20 protein-coding genes and 1 pseudogene are annotated in these 16,989 nt (G+C 70.2%); 10 read left to right on the top strand and 11 right to left on the bottom strand.

What is annotated here, in order from left to right:
• Positions 1-139 precede the first annotated feature (139 nt).
• The 4 genes from ACFWPI_RS08490 to ACFWPI_RS08475 all read right to left on the bottom strand — a co-directional run bounded on the left by ACFWPI_RS08490 (position 140) and on the right by ACFWPI_RS08475 (position 3,103).
• Positions 140-1,189: a transglycosylase family protein gene (locus ACFWPI_RS08490; RefSeq protein ID WP_079136575.1), complete on the bottom strand. Its 1,050-nt coding sequence runs from the start codon at positions 1,187-1,189 to the stop codon at positions 140-142.
• 38 nt (positions 1,190-1,227) lie between these two features.
• Entirely contained in the window at positions 1,228-2,478 is a 1,251-nt protein-coding gene (locus ACFWPI_RS08485) for a VCBS repeat-containing protein (protein WP_380379467.1), read from the bottom strand.
• Between the two features lie 150 nt (positions 2,479-2,628).
• Positions 2,629-2,961: a hypothetical protein gene (locus tag ACFWPI_RS08480; RefSeq protein ID WP_063352620.1), complete on the bottom strand. Its 333-nt coding sequence runs from the start codon at positions 2,959-2,961 to the stop codon at positions 2,629-2,631.
• Positions 2,962-2,968: 7 nt separating this feature from the next.
• Positions 2,969-3,103, bottom strand: coding sequence for a hypothetical protein (locus tag ACFWPI_RS08475; RefSeq protein WP_380379470.1), 135 nt, complete (start codon positions 3,101-3,103; stop codon positions 2,969-2,971).
• Between the two features lie 353 nt (positions 3,104-3,456).
• Between ACFWPI_RS08475 and ACFWPI_RS08470 the strand changes: the two genes are divergently transcribed.
• Together ACFWPI_RS08470 and ACFWPI_RS08465 are read left to right on the top strand one after the other, a co-directional pair.
• The gene (locus ACFWPI_RS08470; RefSeq protein WP_380379473.1) at positions 3,457-4,425 is read left to right on the top strand and encodes a LuxR C-terminal-related transcriptional regulator; all 969 of its coding nucleotides are present in this window, start codon (positions 3,457-3,459) and stop codon (positions 4,423-4,425) included.
• Between the two features lie 168 nt (positions 4,426-4,593).
• Positions 4,594-5,358, top strand: a complete 765-nt coding sequence (locus ACFWPI_RS08465) for a DUF4232 domain-containing protein (RefSeq protein ID WP_380379475.1) — start codon at positions 4,594-4,596, stop codon at positions 5,356-5,358.
• A 342-nt stretch (positions 5,359-5,700) separates the two neighbouring features.
• Here ACFWPI_RS08465 and ACFWPI_RS08460 read toward each other — a convergent pair whose 3' ends face one another.
• Positions 5,701-6,675, bottom strand: a complete 975-nt coding sequence (locus ACFWPI_RS08460) for a helix-turn-helix transcriptional regulator (protein WP_380379477.1) — start codon at positions 6,673-6,675, stop codon at positions 5,701-5,703.
• A gap of 55 nt (positions 6,676-6,730) precedes the next feature.
• On the opposite strand from ACFWPI_RS08460, the gene ACFWPI_RS08455 reads away from it, so the two are divergent.
• Positions 6,731-6,922: a hypothetical protein gene (locus tag ACFWPI_RS08455; protein ID WP_380379479.1), complete on the top strand. Its 192-nt coding sequence runs from the start codon at positions 6,731-6,733 to the stop codon at positions 6,920-6,922.
• Positions 6,919-7,524, top strand: a complete 606-nt coding sequence (locus ACFWPI_RS08450) for an NIPSNAP family protein (RefSeq protein WP_380379482.1) — start codon at positions 6,919-6,921, stop codon at positions 7,522-7,524. Before ACFWPI_RS08455 ends, ACFWPI_RS08450 begins: the two co-directional genes overlap by 4 nt.
• A gap of 226 nt (positions 7,525-7,750) precedes the next feature.
• Here the strand turns inward: ACFWPI_RS08450 and ACFWPI_RS08445 are convergent, their stop codons facing one another.
• Positions 7,751-8,797: a glycosyltransferase gene (locus ACFWPI_RS08445; RefSeq protein ID WP_380379485.1), complete on the bottom strand. Its 1,047-nt coding sequence runs from the start codon at positions 8,795-8,797 to the stop codon at positions 7,751-7,753.
• A 362-nt stretch (positions 8,798-9,159) separates the two neighbouring features.
• Here ACFWPI_RS08445 and ACFWPI_RS08440 point away from each other — a divergent pair, with 362 nt between their 5' ends.
• The gene (locus tag ACFWPI_RS08440; protein ID WP_380379488.1) at positions 9,160-9,375 is read left to right on the top strand and encodes a hypothetical protein; all 216 of its coding nucleotides are present in this window, start codon (positions 9,160-9,162) and stop codon (positions 9,373-9,375) included.
• A 254-nt stretch (positions 9,376-9,629) separates the two neighbouring features.
• Here the strand turns inward: ACFWPI_RS08440 and ACFWPI_RS08435 are convergent, their stop codons facing one another.
• Together ACFWPI_RS08435 and ACFWPI_RS08430 are read right to left on the bottom strand one after the other, a co-directional pair.
• Positions 9,630-10,178 (bottom strand): hypothetical protein, encoded by a 549-nt coding sequence (locus ACFWPI_RS08435; protein WP_380379491.1) that lies wholly within the window; start codon positions 10,176-10,178, stop codon positions 9,630-9,632.
• A gap of 485 nt (positions 10,179-10,663) precedes the next feature.
• On the bottom strand, positions 10,664-11,251 hold the full coding sequence (locus ACFWPI_RS08430) for a GNAT family N-acetyltransferase (RefSeq protein WP_380379493.1): 588 nt from the start codon (positions 11,249-11,251) through the stop codon (positions 10,664-10,666).
• A gap of 233 nt (positions 11,252-11,484) precedes the next feature.
• Here ACFWPI_RS08430 and ACFWPI_RS08425 point away from each other — a divergent pair, with 233 nt between their 5' ends.
• Positions 11,485-11,760 carry a hypothetical protein gene (locus ACFWPI_RS08425; RefSeq protein WP_380379496.1) on the top strand — a complete coding sequence of 92 codons (276 nt, stop codon included), beginning with the start codon at positions 11,485-11,487 and terminating at the stop codon, positions 11,758-11,760.
• Between the two features lie 24 nt (positions 11,761-11,784).
• On the opposite strand, the pseudogene ACFWPI_RS08420 reads toward ACFWPI_RS08425, so the two are convergent.
• Positions 11,785-12,362, bottom strand: a pseudogene (locus tag ACFWPI_RS08420) (XRE family transcriptional regulator).
• A 194-nt stretch (positions 12,363-12,556) separates the two neighbouring features.
• Between ACFWPI_RS08420 and ACFWPI_RS08415 the strand changes: the two are divergent.
• From ACFWPI_RS08415 to ACFWPI_RS08405, 3 genes are all read left to right on the top strand, one after another.
• Entirely contained in the window at positions 12,557-12,931 is a 375-nt protein-coding gene (locus tag ACFWPI_RS08415) for a hypothetical protein (RefSeq protein ID WP_380379499.1), read from the top strand.
• A gap of 244 nt (positions 12,932-13,175) precedes the next feature.
• Positions 13,176-13,661 (top strand): hypothetical protein, encoded by a 486-nt coding sequence (locus ACFWPI_RS08410; RefSeq protein ID WP_380379501.1) that lies wholly within the window; start codon positions 13,176-13,178, stop codon positions 13,659-13,661.
• 363 nt (positions 13,662-14,024) lie between these two features.
• Positions 14,025-14,618: a DUF4291 domain-containing protein gene (locus tag ACFWPI_RS08405; RefSeq protein ID WP_380379504.1), complete on the top strand. Its 594-nt coding sequence runs from the start codon at positions 14,025-14,027 to the stop codon at positions 14,616-14,618.
• Between the two features lie 138 nt (positions 14,619-14,756).
• On the opposite strand, the gene ACFWPI_RS08400 is transcribed toward ACFWPI_RS08405, so the two are convergent.
• A complete protein-coding gene (locus tag ACFWPI_RS08400; protein WP_380379507.1) occupies positions 14,757-15,521 on the bottom strand; it encodes a TetR/AcrR family transcriptional regulator in 765 nt (254 codons plus the stop codon).
• A 98-nt stretch (positions 15,522-15,619) separates the two neighbouring features.
• Between ACFWPI_RS08400 and ACFWPI_RS08395 the strand changes: the two genes are divergently transcribed.
• Complete coding sequence (locus tag ACFWPI_RS08395) at positions 15,620-16,483, top strand: NAD(P)H-binding protein (protein WP_380379509.1); 864 nt, start codon at positions 15,620-15,622, stop codon at positions 16,481-16,483.
• A gap of 130 nt (positions 16,484-16,613) precedes the next feature.
• Here ACFWPI_RS08395 and ACFWPI_RS08390 read toward each other — a convergent pair whose 3' ends face one another.
• Positions 16,614-16,979, bottom strand: a complete 366-nt coding sequence (locus ACFWPI_RS08390) for a hypothetical protein (RefSeq protein WP_063352607.1) — start codon at positions 16,977-16,979, stop codon at positions 16,614-16,616.
• Between the last annotated feature and the right edge of the window lie 10 nt (positions 16,980-16,989).

The raw sequence follows: 16,989 nt of genomic DNA, 5'->3' as shown, positions 1-16,989 counted from the left end.
GGCCTGCACCTCATGGTGCAGGCCGCCGCCCGGTGTGCGCGGTGTTGTCCGGCCGCGGTCCTCAAGGCCCGCCGCCGGCCCCGGTTCGCGTCCGGGTGAGCTGGTCGGTGAGCGGTTACCAGCTTCCCTTGATGAGCGGTTACCAGCTTCCCTTGAGGGGGATCCAGCCGGGGTTGCCGAACTTCGTCGTCACGGCAGCGGTGCTGTTGTCGTTGCTGAGGTAGAACGTCGCGGTGGCCGGGTCGTAGCCGCCGACGCTGTCCTTGCCGGAGCCGTTCCAGTCGCCGACGAGGGGCTTCCAGCCGGGGTTGCCGAACTTCGCGGTCACGGCGGTGGTGCTGTTGTCGTTGCTGAGGTAGAAGGTCTGGGTGTTCGGGTCGTAGGCGCCGATGCTGGTGACGCCGTCGCCGTTCCAGTCGCCGACCAGCGGGGTCCAACCGGGGTTGCCGAACTTCGCCGAGCCCGCAACGGTGCTGTTGTCGTTGCTCTCGTAGAAGGTGGCGGTGGCCGGGTCGTACGCGCCGATGCTGTCCTTGCCGTCCTTGTTCCAGTCGCCGACCAGCGGGATCCAACCCGGGTTGCCGAACGTCGTGGTCACGGCGACCGTGCTGTTGTCGTTGCTGAGGTAGAACGTCGCGGTGGCCGGGTCGTACGCGCCGACGCTGCTGACACCGTCGCCGTTCCAGTCGCCGACCAGCGGGGTCCAACCGGGATTGCCGAACTTCGCCGAGCCCGCAACGGTGCTGTTGTCGTTGCTCTCGTAGAAGGTGGCGGTGGCCGGGTCGTACGCGCCGATCCGGTCCGAGTACGGCTTGGCGTGGTCGGTGCTCAGGCCCGCGTTGCAGTTGGGCCAGGCGCCGGGGCCCTGGCCGGCGAGGATCTTCTCCCCTACGAGGATCTGCTGCTTCTTGGTGGCGAGATCGGGCCGGGAGGCGTAGGCCAGGCCTCCGTAGGCCTTCCAGGTGGGCAGCGTGATCTGCAGGCCGCCGTAGTTGCCGTTGTTGGTGTTGATGCTCCAGTTTCCGGTGCTCTCGCACTGGGCGACCCTGTCCCAGGTGCCCACCGAGGCGGCTTGGGCCGGTGCCTGGGAGGCGGCGGACAGGACGGCCGCCCCCAGGGCGACAGCGGCGAGCGAGCGGGTGCGACGGGTGTGACCGGTGTGACGGGTGGTCGACTTGTTCTCGGGCATGCTCAGCTGACTTCCTTTCGTGTCGGTTGGGGGGCGGACTACCAGCGGCCGGCGATCGGGACGTCGCCGGGGCTGCCGTAGACGAAGCTGGCGGCGGTGGTGCTGTTGTCGTTGCTGAGGTAGAAGGTCTGGGTGCTCGGGTCGTACGCGCCGATGCTGGTGACGCCGTCGTTGTTCCAGTCGCCGACCAGCGGGGTCCAGCCTGCGTTACCGAACTTCACCGAGCCCGCGACCGTGCTGTTGTCGTTGCTCTCGTAGAAGGTCTGGGTCGTCGGGTCGTACGCGCCGATGCTGTCCTTGCCGTCCTTGTTCCAGTCGCCGACCAGCGGGATCCAACCCGGGTTGCCGAACGTCGTGGTCACGGCGGCGGTGTTGTTGTCGTTGCTGAGGTAGAACGTGGCAGTGGCGGGGTCGTACGCGCCGACGCTGGTGACACCGTCACCGTTCCAGTCACCGACCAGCGGGATCCAACCCGGGTTGCCGAACTTCGCGGTCCCGGCGGCGGTGCTGTTGTCGTTGCTGAGGTAGAACGTCGCGGTGGCCGGGTCGTACGCGCCGACGCTGGCGACGCCGTCACCGTTCCAGTCACCGACCAGCGGAGTCCAGCCCGCGTTGCCGAACTTCGCCGAGCCCAGCGTGGAACCCGTGTTGTCGCCTTCGTAGAAGGTCTGGGTGGACGGGTGGTACACGCCGGCCTTCGTGGCTCGGGTCTGGACGTCGTCGACGATGTTCTTGTAGCGCAGCGCCTTGTACTCGCTGTTGGGGTGCGAGTCGAGGGTGCCGTTGATGGAGGCGCCGGTGACGTGCTTCACCGGGGTGGAGCCGAAGGAGTAGTACGAGAAGGTCGTGTGGGCGGCGTCGTCCCACTTCTCGAAGAGCAGGACGTGGTTGTAGTAGCTGTTGAGGACGTCGCCGGCCTTGAGCTCGCTGCGCTGGATCCCGTAGGTGTAGGAGTCCTCGATGGCCCGGGTGTCGGGGCCGGTGCCGGCGCCCAGGTGCCAGGCCATGGAGACGTAACCCGAGCAGTCCGTACGGTAGTTGCGGCCGCTGGAGTCCGGGTACGAGCCGCCCTGGTTGTAGGGGATCGACTTGCCCAGCCAGTACTGCGCCCGCTGGATGACCTCACTGCGGGTGATCTTGCCGTCGATCGAGGACGAGGCGGCGGTGACGGCGCTGGTCGCCGCGTGGGCCGCCGTGGTGGTGACGGCGGTCGCAACTATCGCACCGGAAGCGGCGAGGGAGGCCGCGAGGGCGACGTGGGCAAGCCTGGACAGCGTGGACGAAGGCATGGCGGAGCTCCTCATGCGCGTTGCGCGTTGCGGGTTGCGAGTTCGAGACGGCATCGGATGCCGGACAGCGTCGTGCGGGTTCAACGGCCGGGGGGCGCGGGTGCGGCGGTGGCGCAGCGGCCGCGGTGCGGGTTCAGCGGCGGCGTGGGTTCAGCGGCCGGGGGGCGCCGGTGGCTGGTAGCGCCGGCGCATCAGGGGTGAGGCCTGGTGGCCTCGGGCGATCAGGACGTGGGCCCGGCTCAGGGTGTCCTCCGCGACTGCGGGGTCACGGCTGGCGAGGTAGACGAGCAGGTCGACGCGGTCGGCCTCGCTTCGGACGGTGATGTGCTGGAGGCCGTCGTCGGGGCGGGCGTGGGCCCACAGGACGGCGCGGACCTCGGCCGCCTCACCTGCCTTGTCCACCTCGGTCACCTCGGCCGCCTCGCCAGCTGGAACCGGCCCGGCGCTCTGCCTGCGGTGCAGGGCGGCGTAGATGACGTCCATCCGCGGGTCAGCCGCCCCAGCCGAAGCTGGCGTTGACGGCGGTGTCCTGGGCGCTCACCGACAGGACGGCGGGGGCGGCGAGCAGCGCGCCCAGCGAGATGGCGATGGCCGCGGCGGCCTTGGCGATACGGGTCTGGATCACGATCGGTTGTCCTCAACTGTTGTTGACACGAAGGGATTTCTCCGATCGGTGCGTCCCGCGGTCGACGCGCCGTCCGGCTGCCGTCCGGGCTGACTTCCTGGCTGACTCCCTGGCGGCGATCACTAGCTTTGCCGGTCGGGGGGCGGCTCGGAAGGCCTTGCGGGTGTCGCCAATCGGCCTGTCCGACTCCGGACAGGCTGTCGCGGGCATGACAAGAACTGGACGGCGCGGCCTGCCGTCGAGGCCGGATATCCGACCTTGAGGGCGGTGTCATCCCATGAAAGGATCATGAAGCTTCGTGTGCTGTCACAGCCACGAGAGCTCACGGATCATCACACAAGGGGGACACCCTGTTGCAGGCGCTTGGACTATCGGCCCGCGCCGAGCAGGTCTACCAAGCCCTGCTCGACCACCCCGCCGCCGACGTCGAAGCGATAGCCGGGCGCTGCGCGACCACCGCCACCCAGGTCCACGACTGCCTCGACGAACTCGGCGCCCTCATGCTCGTACGCGCCTCCGCCGACCACCCCGGCCGGATGCGGGCCGTCGACCCGGCCGTCGGCCTCGCCGAGATGCTCGCCCGCCAGGAAGCCGACCTCGCCGCCCGCCAGGCCGCCCTCGCCGCGTCCCGCGCCGCCGTCACCCGCATGGTCGCCGAACGCGCCGAACACCACGCCGCCCACGGCGAACGCCTGCTGGGCATGGACGCCGTCCACCACCGCCTGGAACAGATGAGCCGCACCACCACCACGGAAGCCCTCAGCAGCCAGCCCGGAAACCAGCGGCCCGAAGACCTCGACTCCTCCCGCCCCGGCGACGCCGGCGCCCTCGCCCGCGGCATCACCATCCGCACCCTCTACCAGGACTCCACCCGCCACCAGCCGCACGTCACCGGATACGCCCACTGGCTGCTCAGCCAGGGCGGAGAAGTCCGCACCGCCCCCACCATCCCCCAGCGCATCGTCATCGCCGACCGCCGCGAGGCCCTCGTCCCCATCGACCCCGAGGACCACCGCAAGGGCGCACTGCACGTCACCGAACCCGGCATCCTCACCGCCCTGCTCGACCTCTACGAACAGGCCTGGAACACCGCCGTCCCGCTCGGCGCCACCGCCCCCGGCGACCCCACCACCGGACTCACCGCCACCGAACGCGAACTGCTGCGCCTGCTCGGCACCGGCCTCACCGACGACACCGCCGGCCAGCGCCTGGGCATCTCCTCCCGCACCGTCGGCCGCCACATGGCCTCCATCATGGAGCGGCTCAACGCCAGCAGCCGCTTCGAGGCCGGCATCAAGGCCGCCCAGAACGGCTGGCTCTGACCGGCCCGGAGTACGGCGTGTCAACCCGCAGCTCCCCAACCGAATGTCACAGTCCGATCCTCGGGATGTCCTGACGATTGTGACGCCACGCGTGCCACCGAAAGCCACTGACCGACCGTCATGGTGGGTGTCCAGCAAGCCAGCACGCACTGTCATCGGGGAGCCACCATGTCCGTCCGCCGCCGTCGCCCGCTGCTCGTCACCGCCGTCCTCGCCGTCGGGGCCGGTCTCGTCCTGACCGCCTGCGGGCCCGACAATGCCGACCCGGCCGCCGGCCCGAAGGCCTCCCCCACCACCGCGGCCGTCGCACCCGCCCCCACCGGTGCGGCTCCCACCGGCTCTGCTCCCGCAGCGGGGTCACCGACCGCACCGGCCACGGGCGCGGCGTCGCACACCCCCACGGGCGCACCGCACACCCCGTCCGGCACCAGCCCCTCCACCAGCACCCGACCCGGCGGCGGCAACGCCCCCGCCCCCACCGACGCCACCCCCTGCGACATCGGCAACCTCTCCATCCACGTCACCGCACGCCCCGGAGCACCCAGCCAGCGGGTCATCGAAGTCCACAACACCGGCACCAGCGCCTGCAGCCTCAGCTCCTCCCCCGGCGTCAACCTCGGCAACTCCACCGCCCGCGACCAGAGCAACAACATCCGGCCCGTACTCGCCAGCGGCACCCTGCGCTTCCCCGTCCCCGCAGGCCAGAACGCCTACGTCGTCATCGACCTCAACCCCGGCGGCGCCACCACCGGCACCACCCCCGACATCAACGAAATCAACGTCCTCGCCGACCAGGACGACACCAACATGCCCCTCGCCGCCACCCACAACTTCCCGCTCACCCCCGACACCCGCGTCCTCAACCCCCACATGGGCAACTACCGCGCCACCATCGCCGACGCCGTCACCTCCATGGCAGCCGCCGGCAAGTAGCCCCGGCCACACCACCGGCACCCACCGACGGCCGGACCCGAGTGAGGCGACGCGGCCACGGGCCCGGTCGGCGCTCCGGCGCGACGGTGATCAGCGGATGGAAGTGGGCGAGTTCGGCGGGTTCGTCGACTATCAAATAGCCCCGCCGGAACGGTCAAGCGTCTCGATGCACCACATCGCACCGCGCGACCCAGCGGATCGACCCCAGCGAATCGACCCCAGCGAATCGGCTCAGCGGATCGGGCAAGCAGGCCGGCCCGGGCCGGCGGACAGGCAACCCGGCACCCGTCCCGTCAGGGTCGGAGGGCAGGGGCGGAGGGCAGGGACGGGAATTCGCCCACGTCAGGCCCCGTACCGGTCGGCGAGTGCGCGGGCGGTCGCGGCCAGCCGGGCACGCAGCTCCGGTGGTTCGAGGACCTCCACGTCGGTGCCCAGTCTCAGGAACTCGTCGTGGGCGTGGCCGAGGGACTCGATGGGCACGGACGCCCTGGTCCAGCCGTCCGCCTCGGCCACCCCCGAATCCGCGACCGCCCGGTCGAACGCGCGGCCGAGCTGCTCGCGACCCCGGGCGACACCGCTCGGCGACAGTCGCACCGTCGCCTCCGCGGTGTGCAGTCGGGCATGGAAGTCGGCGAGCCCGTCCCGCCAGTGTGCAGCCAGGTCGAAGCTCGTGGGTATCTCGAACTCCTCTTCCAACTCTCGTAGTTCGAGGATCTGGTCGACCCGGTAGGTACGCGGGGTGGCACCGTCCGCGGCGGCGACCAGATACCAGCGGCCGGCCTTGAGGACCAGTCCGTACGGCTCCAGTCGCCGTTCCACCTCGGTGGGCGCCTTCCACCGCCGGTAGCGGACCCACACCCTGCGCCGGTCCCAGAGCGCGGCCGCGACGGCCGCCAGGTGCGGCGTCTCGTCCACGTCCCCGTACCAGCCGGGCGCATCGAGGTGGAAGCGCTCCTGGATCAGCCCGGCCCGCTCGCGGAGCTCCGCCGGCAGGGCGGCCCGCAGCTTGAGCTGGGCGGCCGCCAGTACCTCGCCCAGGCCCAACTCGGCCGCCGGGCCGGGCAGCCCGGCCAGGAACAGGGCCTGCGACTCATCGGCGGTCAGGCCCGTCAGCCGGGTGCGGTACCCGTCGAGCAGCTGGTAGCCGCCGCCGTGACCGGCCTCGCCGAACAGCGGGATCCCGGCGGCGCCGAGCGCTTCGAGGTCCCGGTAGACCGTGCGGACCGACACCTCCAGTTCGTCGGCGAGCTGCCGGGCCGTCATCCTTCCCCGGTTCTGGAGGAGCAGGAGCAGTGAGATCAGTCGGCTGGCGCGCACGGCTGTCAGTATCCACTGACAGGAGGTGTCAGTGGACCGGTTCTAGCCTGCGGCCATGATCGATTCCGACTTCCTCCACGGTTCCCGGGGCATGCCCGTCCGCAGACTCACCGGGGTTCCGGCCGGCGGTGACGGCCGGGAGCAGGAGTTCTCCGTGAACGGCGGACACAGCCGGGCGCTCGACCGGGTCACGGAGCTCGACCGGGTCGCGGAGCTCAGCCGTGTCCAGTTGCAGGACGCCTCGTGAGCATCGTCGAACTGCGCCAGTACACCCTGCACCCAGGTGCCCGCGACACTCTGATCGCCCTCTTCGAGCGGGAGTTCGTGACCGGACAGCAGGCGGTGGGCATCACCGTCGGCGGCCGGTTCCGGGACCTGGACGACCCGGACCGCTTCGTCTGGCTGCGCAGCTTCCCTGACATGGCGTCGCGGGCACGGGCACTGCACGCCTTCTACTACGGGCCGGTCTGGCAGGAGCACCGGGACGCCGCCAACGCGACGATGGTGGACTCGGACGACGTCCTGCTGCTGCGCGGCCCGGGCTTCACCGCCCCGGCCGACGCCGGACCGGTCGTCGCGACCATCTGCCACCCCCTGGACCCCGCCGCCTTCGCCGACCACTTCGAGCGGCACCTGCGCCCCGAACTGGCCGCCCGGAACCAGCCGTTGGCGGTTCACCGCACCGAACACGCGGAGAACGACTTCCCCGCCCTGCCCGTACGGGCCGGCGAGGACGTCCTGGTGTGGTTCACCACCGGCGACACCGCCCCCCTGCCGGACCTCTCGACACACCTGCACTCCGCCCCGCAGCAACTACACCTCTCACCCGTGCCGCAACCCTCCCGCTGAAGCCTGTCGCAGAGGGCCGTGGGTGGGCAGGCCGACGTCCGGCCCGACCTGCTGCTTCACCCGCCGGGAACGGGGTTGTGCGAGGTGGCGACGGCCTGCACCACGCTGGTGCGGGCCGTCGCTCCCCGCTTTCGGGCCTTTCGGGCCTTCGGGCCTTCGGGCCTTTCAGAGCTTTCGGGCCTTTCGGTCCGGTGGCCGGCGGGAACGGAGCAGTCCGGCTGGAGCACTACGAAGCGGCCGGTGGTTCCACCCGGGCGTGTGTCTCCGGCGGCACCGGGAAGCGCCTCAACAACTCGTCCATCCAGGCGGCCGGATGGGTGGCCGTCGCCGCGCCACCGGGGAGGGCCCGCGCTTGGCGGATGCCCTCGGTCAGCGCCTCGACGGCGGCCCGGGTGGTGTACCGGTCGGCGACCCACTGACGGCCCGCCCGCCGCACCTCGTCCTGGCCGGGCAGGTCGAGCAGCTCAAGGGCCTTGTCCGCCAGCCGATCCGTTTCGAGCTCCGGGATCCGCCACGCGGACGGCGAGTCGAACAGCTCCGCTCCGCCGCCGGCGGCGTAACCGGTCACCAGGCAGCCGCTGGCCATCGCCTCGGCCAGCGGCAATCCGAAGCCCTCGCCCTCGGGTGCTCCCAACGCGATGAACACCGACGTGTCGGACAGGACGCGAGCGACCTCCTCGTGGGGGACCGCGTGGATGTCGTACAGGTCCACACCCTCGGACCGCGGGTCGGCGTGCAGCAGACGGCGGAGCAGCGTGGTCTCGATCGGGCGCTTGCGGGACATCCACGCGATGCGCCGAACCCGCTCGGTCGATGCCGGCCGGAACAACTCGGTGTCAATGACGTTCGGCACCAGGTGCGGTTCGAACTCGGGCAGGGCGCGGCGGAACATGTCGACGCCCGCCTTCGAGATCGTCCACAGAGCCGGCCGGTCCGACCAGCCCGGATACGGGCCGGGGTCGGGGCAGGTCAGGAAGTTGACGTAGTGCCCCTGCGAGTAGATCACCTTGTGGCCGCCGGGCGCCGGGTCGTGCCCCGGGACCACGCTGACCTCGTGCAACACGAGCACGTCCTCGGGCCCGAGGTCCAAGGTCATGCCGGACAGCGTCGGCACATCGTCGTCGAACCACGTGTAGCGGAACCCCGGCGTGGGCGTCCAGCGGAACGCCTCGACGCCGACGGCCCGCAGCAGCGCGACCTGCTGGTTCAGCACCCGAATGCCGCCCAGCGGGAACTGGAACTCGAACGACGCGTAGATGACTCGGCCGGTCACCGTACCTCCCGGAGAAACAACGATCGGTGGGACCAGAGCATGGGTGGTTGGGCCAGAGAGGCGGCATCACCCTCCCGGGGCCGTGGAGCAACGTCCGTGCACAGCGGCTGGGCCTGGCCCGTACTCATACGCCCAGGGTGGCAGCAATGCCCCCGCGTGTCACCGGCCCGACACGGTCGGGGAACGTCGCACCGCTACCGGGCTGTCGGCGCGGTGTTGTTCCCGGCGCCGATCGCCATAGCCACTGCCGGTGCCTGAAATCGCGATGGTCACATCGTCTCGCCAGCAAGGTCATCGACGGCCTCACCCTGCCCGAACCCACACAAGCCCCCGCAGAGCCCGCCACCGTCCGCCAGCGCATCGTGACCGCCTTCAACGAGCGGCTCGGGCGGATCTTCCGGGTTCGCGACCTGCACGAACTACTCGGCCTGCCCGTCGACGAGCCCTCCATCGACATCACCGCTCCCGCCTGGGACGACTCGTTCGTCAGCAACTCCTCGACCAACCCGGGCGCGGCCGCCACCGGAAACGGACTACTGACTTCGGCTCGTCAGGGTGAACCTTCGCGAAGTCCCTGATGGGTCTGGAGCGGTGGTTGTAGGTCCTGGTGTGTGAGATATGCGGATGGGGCGGGCTGACCGCCGCGGGACGTGAGCGCCGGCAACTGGCGCCGGCTCCCGGTCCCCGGCGGACGCGGCCTGGTCGAATGCGTCGCGGAATGCCCCGGCCATCGCCCGCCATGCGCTCGTTGATCAGTGCCGCGAGCGGCATGGAAAGAGCGCCCCAGACCGAACGGGTCCGGGGCGCTCGGGCGCCGAACGTCAGCTACTGATCACGGGTAGACGGTCTTCGTGAGGTTCCGAGCGTACCCGCCCCACAGCGCAGTTGCCCCACCAAATGACACTGTCGCCTTCGCGACCACGCTCGGCTCACCCCACGAGAGAATCCCGAGGCGCAGCTCGCTGTCGATGATGTAAACCGCGAACTTGATGTACCTGTTCTCCCCTTCCGGATGACCCTTCAGGGACTTGAGAATGTAGTAGTTCGAGCCGATTTCTGTAACCTGCACCGGGGCATTCCCCGGCATGAGCGCGCACGTCTGGTTCACCTTCAGCACGTCTCCGCACCCACTGAAAGGGAAGTAGTCGGAGAAGTGGGTGACGGCGAGCTGGAAGACTCCGTTCTTGACGGCCCCGCCAGCGGGAGTGTCAGCCAGAGGGAAGATCCCGAACTCGCATCGGTACTGATAGTTCGAGCTGGTGTCGACCTCCGCTGAGCACCGCTCTGAAGCCGGTGACGCAACGGAGGGCGTGGCAGCTGCGGTCAAGCCGAGCATGACCGTGACGAGAAGTGCGAAAAGCCTTAGAGCCAGGCGCTTCACATCATCCCCCTTCAAGTCAGTAAGTCAGTCGATGATTTCGATTGATCCTTGCCGGATAGACCGGTCAGCGAACCATACAACTCTCAGCATGGACAGGTCACTTCATATTCAGTCACACATGCAGAATCTTTGAAGAGTTGAAAGTTTGCAGGTCAAGCCATCTTCATGTGAAGCCAAAGAATCAGTAACGCCCCATACATCACGATTGTCGACAGAGGATTCCGGCCAACATTGAGGCCGCCTGGCACGATCTGCTTCGGCGGGTCAAAATACGACGCCATTCTCCGCATCAACCCCACCGCACCGCGCGGTACGCGGCGCCAACCTGACCAGTCAACGGGCCCCGTCTATCACTCGGGCTCGCCTTCGCACGAACCGTGGGGAATCGCATCTGATGCAGGTGCGGCCCTCCTCGACCTGTGCGCACAGACGCATCCGGCCGTCCTTCAACGCCGCCTCGGCGTCCGATCGTTCGCGGCCGAGCGCTAGTAACGCCGCACTTCGTAGACTGGAATCGGCACAGCCGACGGCCGCCACTCTCGCCTGATCAACCCGAACACCCACGAGTCGGATACCTCGCCGTTCACGACGCAGTCTTCTCGCAACGTCCCTTCACGCACGAATCCGACCTTCTCCAGGACCCGGGCAGATGCCACGTTGCGTGTATCGGTCTCGGCCTGAACCCGATTCAGGTCCAGCGCGTCGAATGCCCACTGCAGCACGGCGGTTGCGGTCTCCGTCGCGAAGCCGTGGCCCCACATCGCTTCGTCGAGGCAGTAGCCCAACGACGCGCTGCGGTAGTCCGGATTCCATCCGGTCAGACCGCACCAGCCGACGAAGGCCCCGTCGGAAGCACGGTTGATGGCCACCCGGGCCCCGGTGCCTTCGTCCGCCATCTTCCGGCACATCGCGATGAAGCGCTCGGCGCGGGCCTGTTCGGTCCACGGCGGGGAGTCCCAGTAGCGCATCACACGGGTGCTGCTGTGCAGCGCGAAGAGGGAGTCCGCGTCGGCATCGGTGAAGGGGCGCAGTCGCAGGCGAGCCGTGTGCAGAACGGGGGTGGCCAGAGTCATGCGCACCATCCTGTGTCCTCTTGGGCCGGCAGAACACCGAATATCCCTCAGGGGGTACTGACGGCCGACAGGCCGAACAGGAGGGCCAGGGCGAGCTGGAGGGTTGCGGATGCCGGGCGCCGCCGCCAGAGGCACAGACCGCCGGTGACCAGTGTCGCCGTGAACGCGACGACCAACCGGGGGACAGCAGTACGGGCGCCGCATTGACGCCCGCCGAGGGCCGGGCAGAGTCCATGCCCAAGCGCGGCCTGAAGGACGGCGGCGAACAGGACGACATCCAGCGCCAGCAGACACGCCACCACGATCGGCGTGCCGTTCGAGCGATCCGACCGACCAGGCCGTCGAAGCCTCATGAATCCCCCCAGGAAGTGCGCCGCCGCGATGACCTCGTTGGCGTGACACCGAAGACCGTACAAGCCTCCGGTGACTCGACGCGATCGGCCGGCACCACCCTGCATCGCCTCAACCACCCTACTGGCGCCGCGACTTCTGCCGAGCCGGCCGCATGAGGGCCGGTACGGCCGGGGTGCGGGTCAGGTGGTGCGGGCTCGGAGGTGGGCCCGCTCGCCCTGGTGCCCGAAGAGGACGAGGAGTTCGACGGTCCGGTCGCCGTCGGGTCCGAGCCGGTGCGGTACGTGGGTGTCGAACTCGGCGGCCTCGCCCGCCCTGAGGACCAGGCTCTGGTCGCCCAGCAGCAGGCGCAGCCTCCCCGGGAGTACGTAGACCCACTCGAAGCCCTCATGGGTCTTCAGTTCCGGCTCGATGCCGGGCGCGGGCGGGATGAGGAGTTTGTGGGCCTGGACGCCGCCGGGGTGGCTGAGCGGCACGTAGGTCATCCCGTCCCGGACCACCGGACGCAGGTGGATGCGCGGGTCGCCGGTGCGGGGCGCGCCCACGAGGTCGTCGAAGGGGCACGGCGTGGACCTCGGCGAACGGCAGCAGCAGTTCCTTCCAGGGTGGGCTTGCGGGTGCCGCCCTCCAGGCGGGAGAGGGTGCTCTCGTTGATCCCGGTCCGCTCGGCGAGTTCCGCCAGCGTCATTCCGCGCCGGCGGCGCAGCTCGCGCAGGCGGGGGCCGACCGCGTCCAGGACGTCCTTCTTCGCGTTCGCCATGCCACCAGGTTGCCGAAACGGCATGGAGCGTTGCTCGGGCCCGGGGCGGTACGGGGGGCGCAGCAGCAAGGGGGAAGGGAGACGGCGGAGGCCCTGCCACCGGGGGCCGTACGCCGTGCAGCGACCGCGGATAATGGCCGTGGCCGCGGGCCGGCGGCGCCGGCGGCCTCGATCGATGGAGAGGTAGAGGACGGATGACCCTGAAGGCAGGCCGGCGCGTCAGGTTGGCCGAGGATCTCGGGATCGGTGAGGCGGTCGCCGGGGAGCCCGGGGCCGTCGTCGGGTTCCTCTCGCTGGGATCCGGGATGGAGGGCACCGTCGAGCGGGTGGACGGGGAACTCCCGGAGAGCCATGAGGTCCGCGAGTACCAGCGGCTCAAAGCGCTGTTCGAGGACTACGGGCACACCATGCCGGTGGCGAGCCGCGAGCGCCTGGAGGCGGAGATCGCCGTGCTGGAGCCGCAGTGGATCGCGCACCGGGAACGGGGGAACCGGGTGACGGTCCGGGTCCGGCTGGACAACGGCTTCGTCCTCGACGGGGCGGACCAGGACATCCTCACTCCACTGTGAGGGAGGACGTCCCGCAGCGGCGACAGTCCCGGCACTCGACTCCCGGGCCTTCGGCGGGACGGGCGGCCGCCCGGGTGCTCGTACACCACGCCAACTGACAAATGATGGACGGGCGTTGCGAACGGTGCGGTGAACGGCGCGGGCCGCACCGTCCATCGTTTGTCTGTCGGCGCGGCGCATCGTTCATCACGGCGCGGGACACAGCCCGCGCCACCCACCGAAGGCACACGGAATCGAGGGAACCATGCGTACCTCCGCACGCTTCGCGGCGTTGGCTGCGGTAAGCGCCATCGGGCTCGGCACCATCGCCACCGGCACCGCCCAGGCCGCCCCGGCCACCGCCCAGGCCACCGTCCAGGCGGCCCGGAGCACCACGGTCCACCTGCACAACGGAACCGGCTGCTCGCTCTACCGGACCAGCTACGCTCTGGCCCACGGCATCTGGACGCAGGGCCAGGAGCCGCCGCAGATCCTGGGGAACACCGGCGACGCCACCTTCCAGTCGGAGAGCAACGGGTTCCTGACCGGCACCGAGGGCTGGGCGACGTTCAGCACCTACGGCTGCGAGGAAGGCTGGCGCAACAACAACACCGTCCAGCTGCACTGGGCCAACCCCTACGCCGGCTCCAACAGCTACGACGAGAACGGCACCAGCAGCGTCTTCCGCACCACCCGTGAGAGCGGCTCCGGCGACAACGCCGACGTCTACTGGGGCGTGTGGAAGAACTGATCCCGGCCGTCGGGCACCGCCAGGGTCGGGCAAGCGCCGCCAGATAGTCCAGGATCTGTCCGGCCCCCGCCCCCCGGCGCCTGCGTCGGGTGATGCGGCGCCTGTACCGCCGCGCCGCTCGCCGCACGCCACCGCATGAAAAGCATGAAAAGCATGAAAAAACGGTGCCCCGCCCACTGGGTGCCGAACGGCCCGGGCCGTTCGGCACCCGCCGGCCAGCACCGCCGGGAAGCGGAGGGACCCGGGAACACCTCCACCACGTGCTCACCGCAGTTGCCGCAGCAACCGCCGAACGCCCCACCAGCCCCCTCCGGCCCGGTAATTCGATGGCGCGATGCGCGCCGAACCCCGACCCTGGTCACCGTGCCAGAACCCAAGCATCGGATCCGCGCCCTCCACACGGCCACCACGGTGACCGTGTACCAGGCGTACGCTCCGGAGATCGGCCTGCCCGCCGCACAGGACGGCCACTTCCCGGCTGCCTGGAAGAGGGACCGAATGACGTGGATCAAACCGTCGTTCCTGTGGATGATGTACCGCTGCGGCTGGGCGGGCAAGGAGGGCCAGGAGACCGTCCTCGCGATCGAGATCACCCGTGAGGGCTTCGAATGGGCCCTGGCAAACGCCTGCCTGGCCCACTACGAACACGGGCTGCACCCTGACCGCGCCACCTGGAAGCGCCAGCTGAAGCGGGCCCCGGCCCGGGTGCAGTGGGATCCCGAACGCGATCTGCACCTTCAGCCGCTTCCCCACCGTTCCCTTCAGCTCGGCCTCGCCGGCGAGGCTGCCGAGCGCTACGCGGAGCAGTGGATCGTCTCGATCGACGACGTCACCGCACTCGCGCACACGATCCAGGCCCAGGTGAGGGACGGTGCTCTGGAGGCCGCCCGGCAGCTCCTTCCCGCCGAGCGCCCCTATCCGATGGACGACGCGCTGCTGAACCACCTGCGCGGCTGAGCCGGTCCCGAGCGCTCGGGGCCGCGGGCTGCTCGTTCCGTCGCCGTCCGCCAGGGCGGCTCGCGACGGTCCGAGGCGTGGTGCACCGTCAGGTGACACCGGGGCCGGGGTGGCGTCGCCCGTTTCAGCCGCCGGTGATCAGCCGTCGGCGGCGAGGCGGTTCAGCCACTCCCCCAGCAGATGCTGCTCGGCGCTGCTGAGCTTCGTCTGTTCGGGCAGCGCGGCGCGCAGGGCGCGGGCGGCGCCGGCCGGGCCCGGCTCCTTCACGGCCGGCTGCCGGTTGGTGACGGCGGCGACCATGCACTCCCGAAGGGTGGTCAACAGGGCCGGGTCGCGCCGGTCCTGGGGCAGGGACAGCCAGGTGAGCACGGCGCCGCGCGCCGTGGCGTGGATGATCTGGGCCGCGAGTTCCTCGTCGACGCGGAGCCAGCCGCCGGCGGCGAGGCGCCGGATGCGGCCCATCAGGATCTCCATGCCGGCCTTGAAGGCGGCCGAGGTGGTCCCGGCGGGTTCGGTGTACATCAGGGTGTACAGCGCGGGGTTGGCCAGGCCGAACTCGACCGCGACGTCCCAGCCGGCTCTCAGGTCCTCGATCGGGTCCCGGGGGTCGGGGTCGACGTGCTTGGTGGCGAGGAACGCGGCGAAGCCGTGCTCGGCCACGGCGTCGAGCAGCCCGTCCTTGTCGCCGAACAGCCGGTAGATGGCCGGCGGCTGCAGGCCCGCCGCATCGGCGACGGCGCGGGTGGTGACCGCGTCGCGGCCTCCGCGCGTCAGCAGGCCGATGGCGGCCTCGATGACCCGCTGCCTGGTCTGCTCCCGGGCCGGGGACGCGCTGGCGGACTCGACGGCGGTCCCGGACGCGGTGCCGGTGGCGCCGTCCCGGCCGCGTGAAGGCGATGGCATGAATCAACGATACCGCACCAATGGTTCCATCGTTATTATCGGTGATACCGTGAAAGTGTTTCCACTGGAACCACCTCGTCGCGACACGGGAGCACATCATGATCATCGTGACCGGAGCCACCGGACAGCTGGGGCGTCAGATCGTCGAGAGGCTGCTGACGCGCGTACCGGCGGCCCGCATCGGCGTCAGCGTCCGCGACCCGCAGAAGGCGCAGAACCTCGCCGACCAAGGGGTACGGGTACGCCAGGCCAGCTTCACCGACGCCGCCGGCCTCGCGCACGCCTTCGAGGGCGCCTCGCAGGTGCTCGTCGTCTCCGTCGACAAGATGGGCGAGGAGTGCGTCAGGCAGCACCGCACCGCGATCGAAGCGGCCGCCACGGCGGGCGCCCGTCGCATCCTCTACACCAGCCAGATGGGGGCCGGCACGACGTCGCGCTTCCAGGCCTGCCGCGACCACGCCGCCACCGAAGAGGCCCTGCGCACCTGCGGCGTGCCGTTCACCTCGCTGCGCAACGGCTTCCACGCCACCAGCGCGGCACACTTCCTCGGCAACGCGGCACAGTCCGGCCGGCTCGCGCTCCCCGCGGACGGGCCGGTCGCCTGGACCGCGCACGCCGACCTCGCGGACGCGGCCGCCGCCATCCTGGCCGACGAGGGCCGCTTCGACGGCCCCACGCCGCCGCTCACGGGCCGACAAGCACTCACCTTCGACGACGTCGCCGCCCTCGCCACCGAGCTCACCGGCCGCCCCATCACGCGGACCGTCGCCCCCGACGACCAGTTCCGCACGCAGCTGACAGGCCAAGGCGTCCCCGCGGAAGCCGCCGACCAGCTGCTCGGCATCTTCGCCGCCAGCCGCGCCGGCGAGTTCGCCACCACCGACCCCACCCTGGCCGCCCTGCTCGGCCGCGAGCCCGTCACCCTGCGCACGGTGCTGCGCGAGCAGCTGTCCGAAAGCTGATCCACAGCGGGCGGCCGGGTGCCGGTGCCCGGTCCTGGCCGCTCGGCGCCGTCCGCGCCTCGCCCCGGGTGTGCCGGCCTGGGCCCTGTCCGGCCGATCTTGCCGGACAGGGCCCAGCGGAGTCGCCCGGTCAGGAGACGCGCTTCAGCTGCCAGGCGTTGTTGTTGAAGCTCGGGTTCGACCAGGCGACGCAGCTGCTGGTGTAGTACGAGCCGGTCTGGACCCAGCCCGCCGGCGGGTAGGTGGTGGAGCAGGCCTGGACCACGGTGCCGACGGGCAGTCCGGTGAGCTGCTTTATCTGCTTGATGTTCGGGCTGAAGCTCTGCGTGCCGCAACTGCTGCTGTAGCCCCAGCTCACGTCGACGAAGCCGGCCGGGGTCAGAACGCTTCCGCACGAGGTCGTGACGTCGCCCGGGGCGGCCTGCGCGGGCGCGGCGGCCAGGGCGAACATCGCCGCGGCGCCGGCGATGGTCATACAGGTGCGAAGACGGATCATGGGTGAGGGC

It is taken from the genome of Kitasatospora sp. NPDC058492 (genome assembly GCF_042720685.1).
Classification (GTDB): Bacteria; Actinomycetota; Actinomycetes; order Streptomycetales; family Streptomycetaceae; genus Kitasatospora.
The sequence above is the reverse complement of the archived record's forward strand: the minus strand, read 5'-3'. Positions and strand labels throughout refer to the sequence as shown.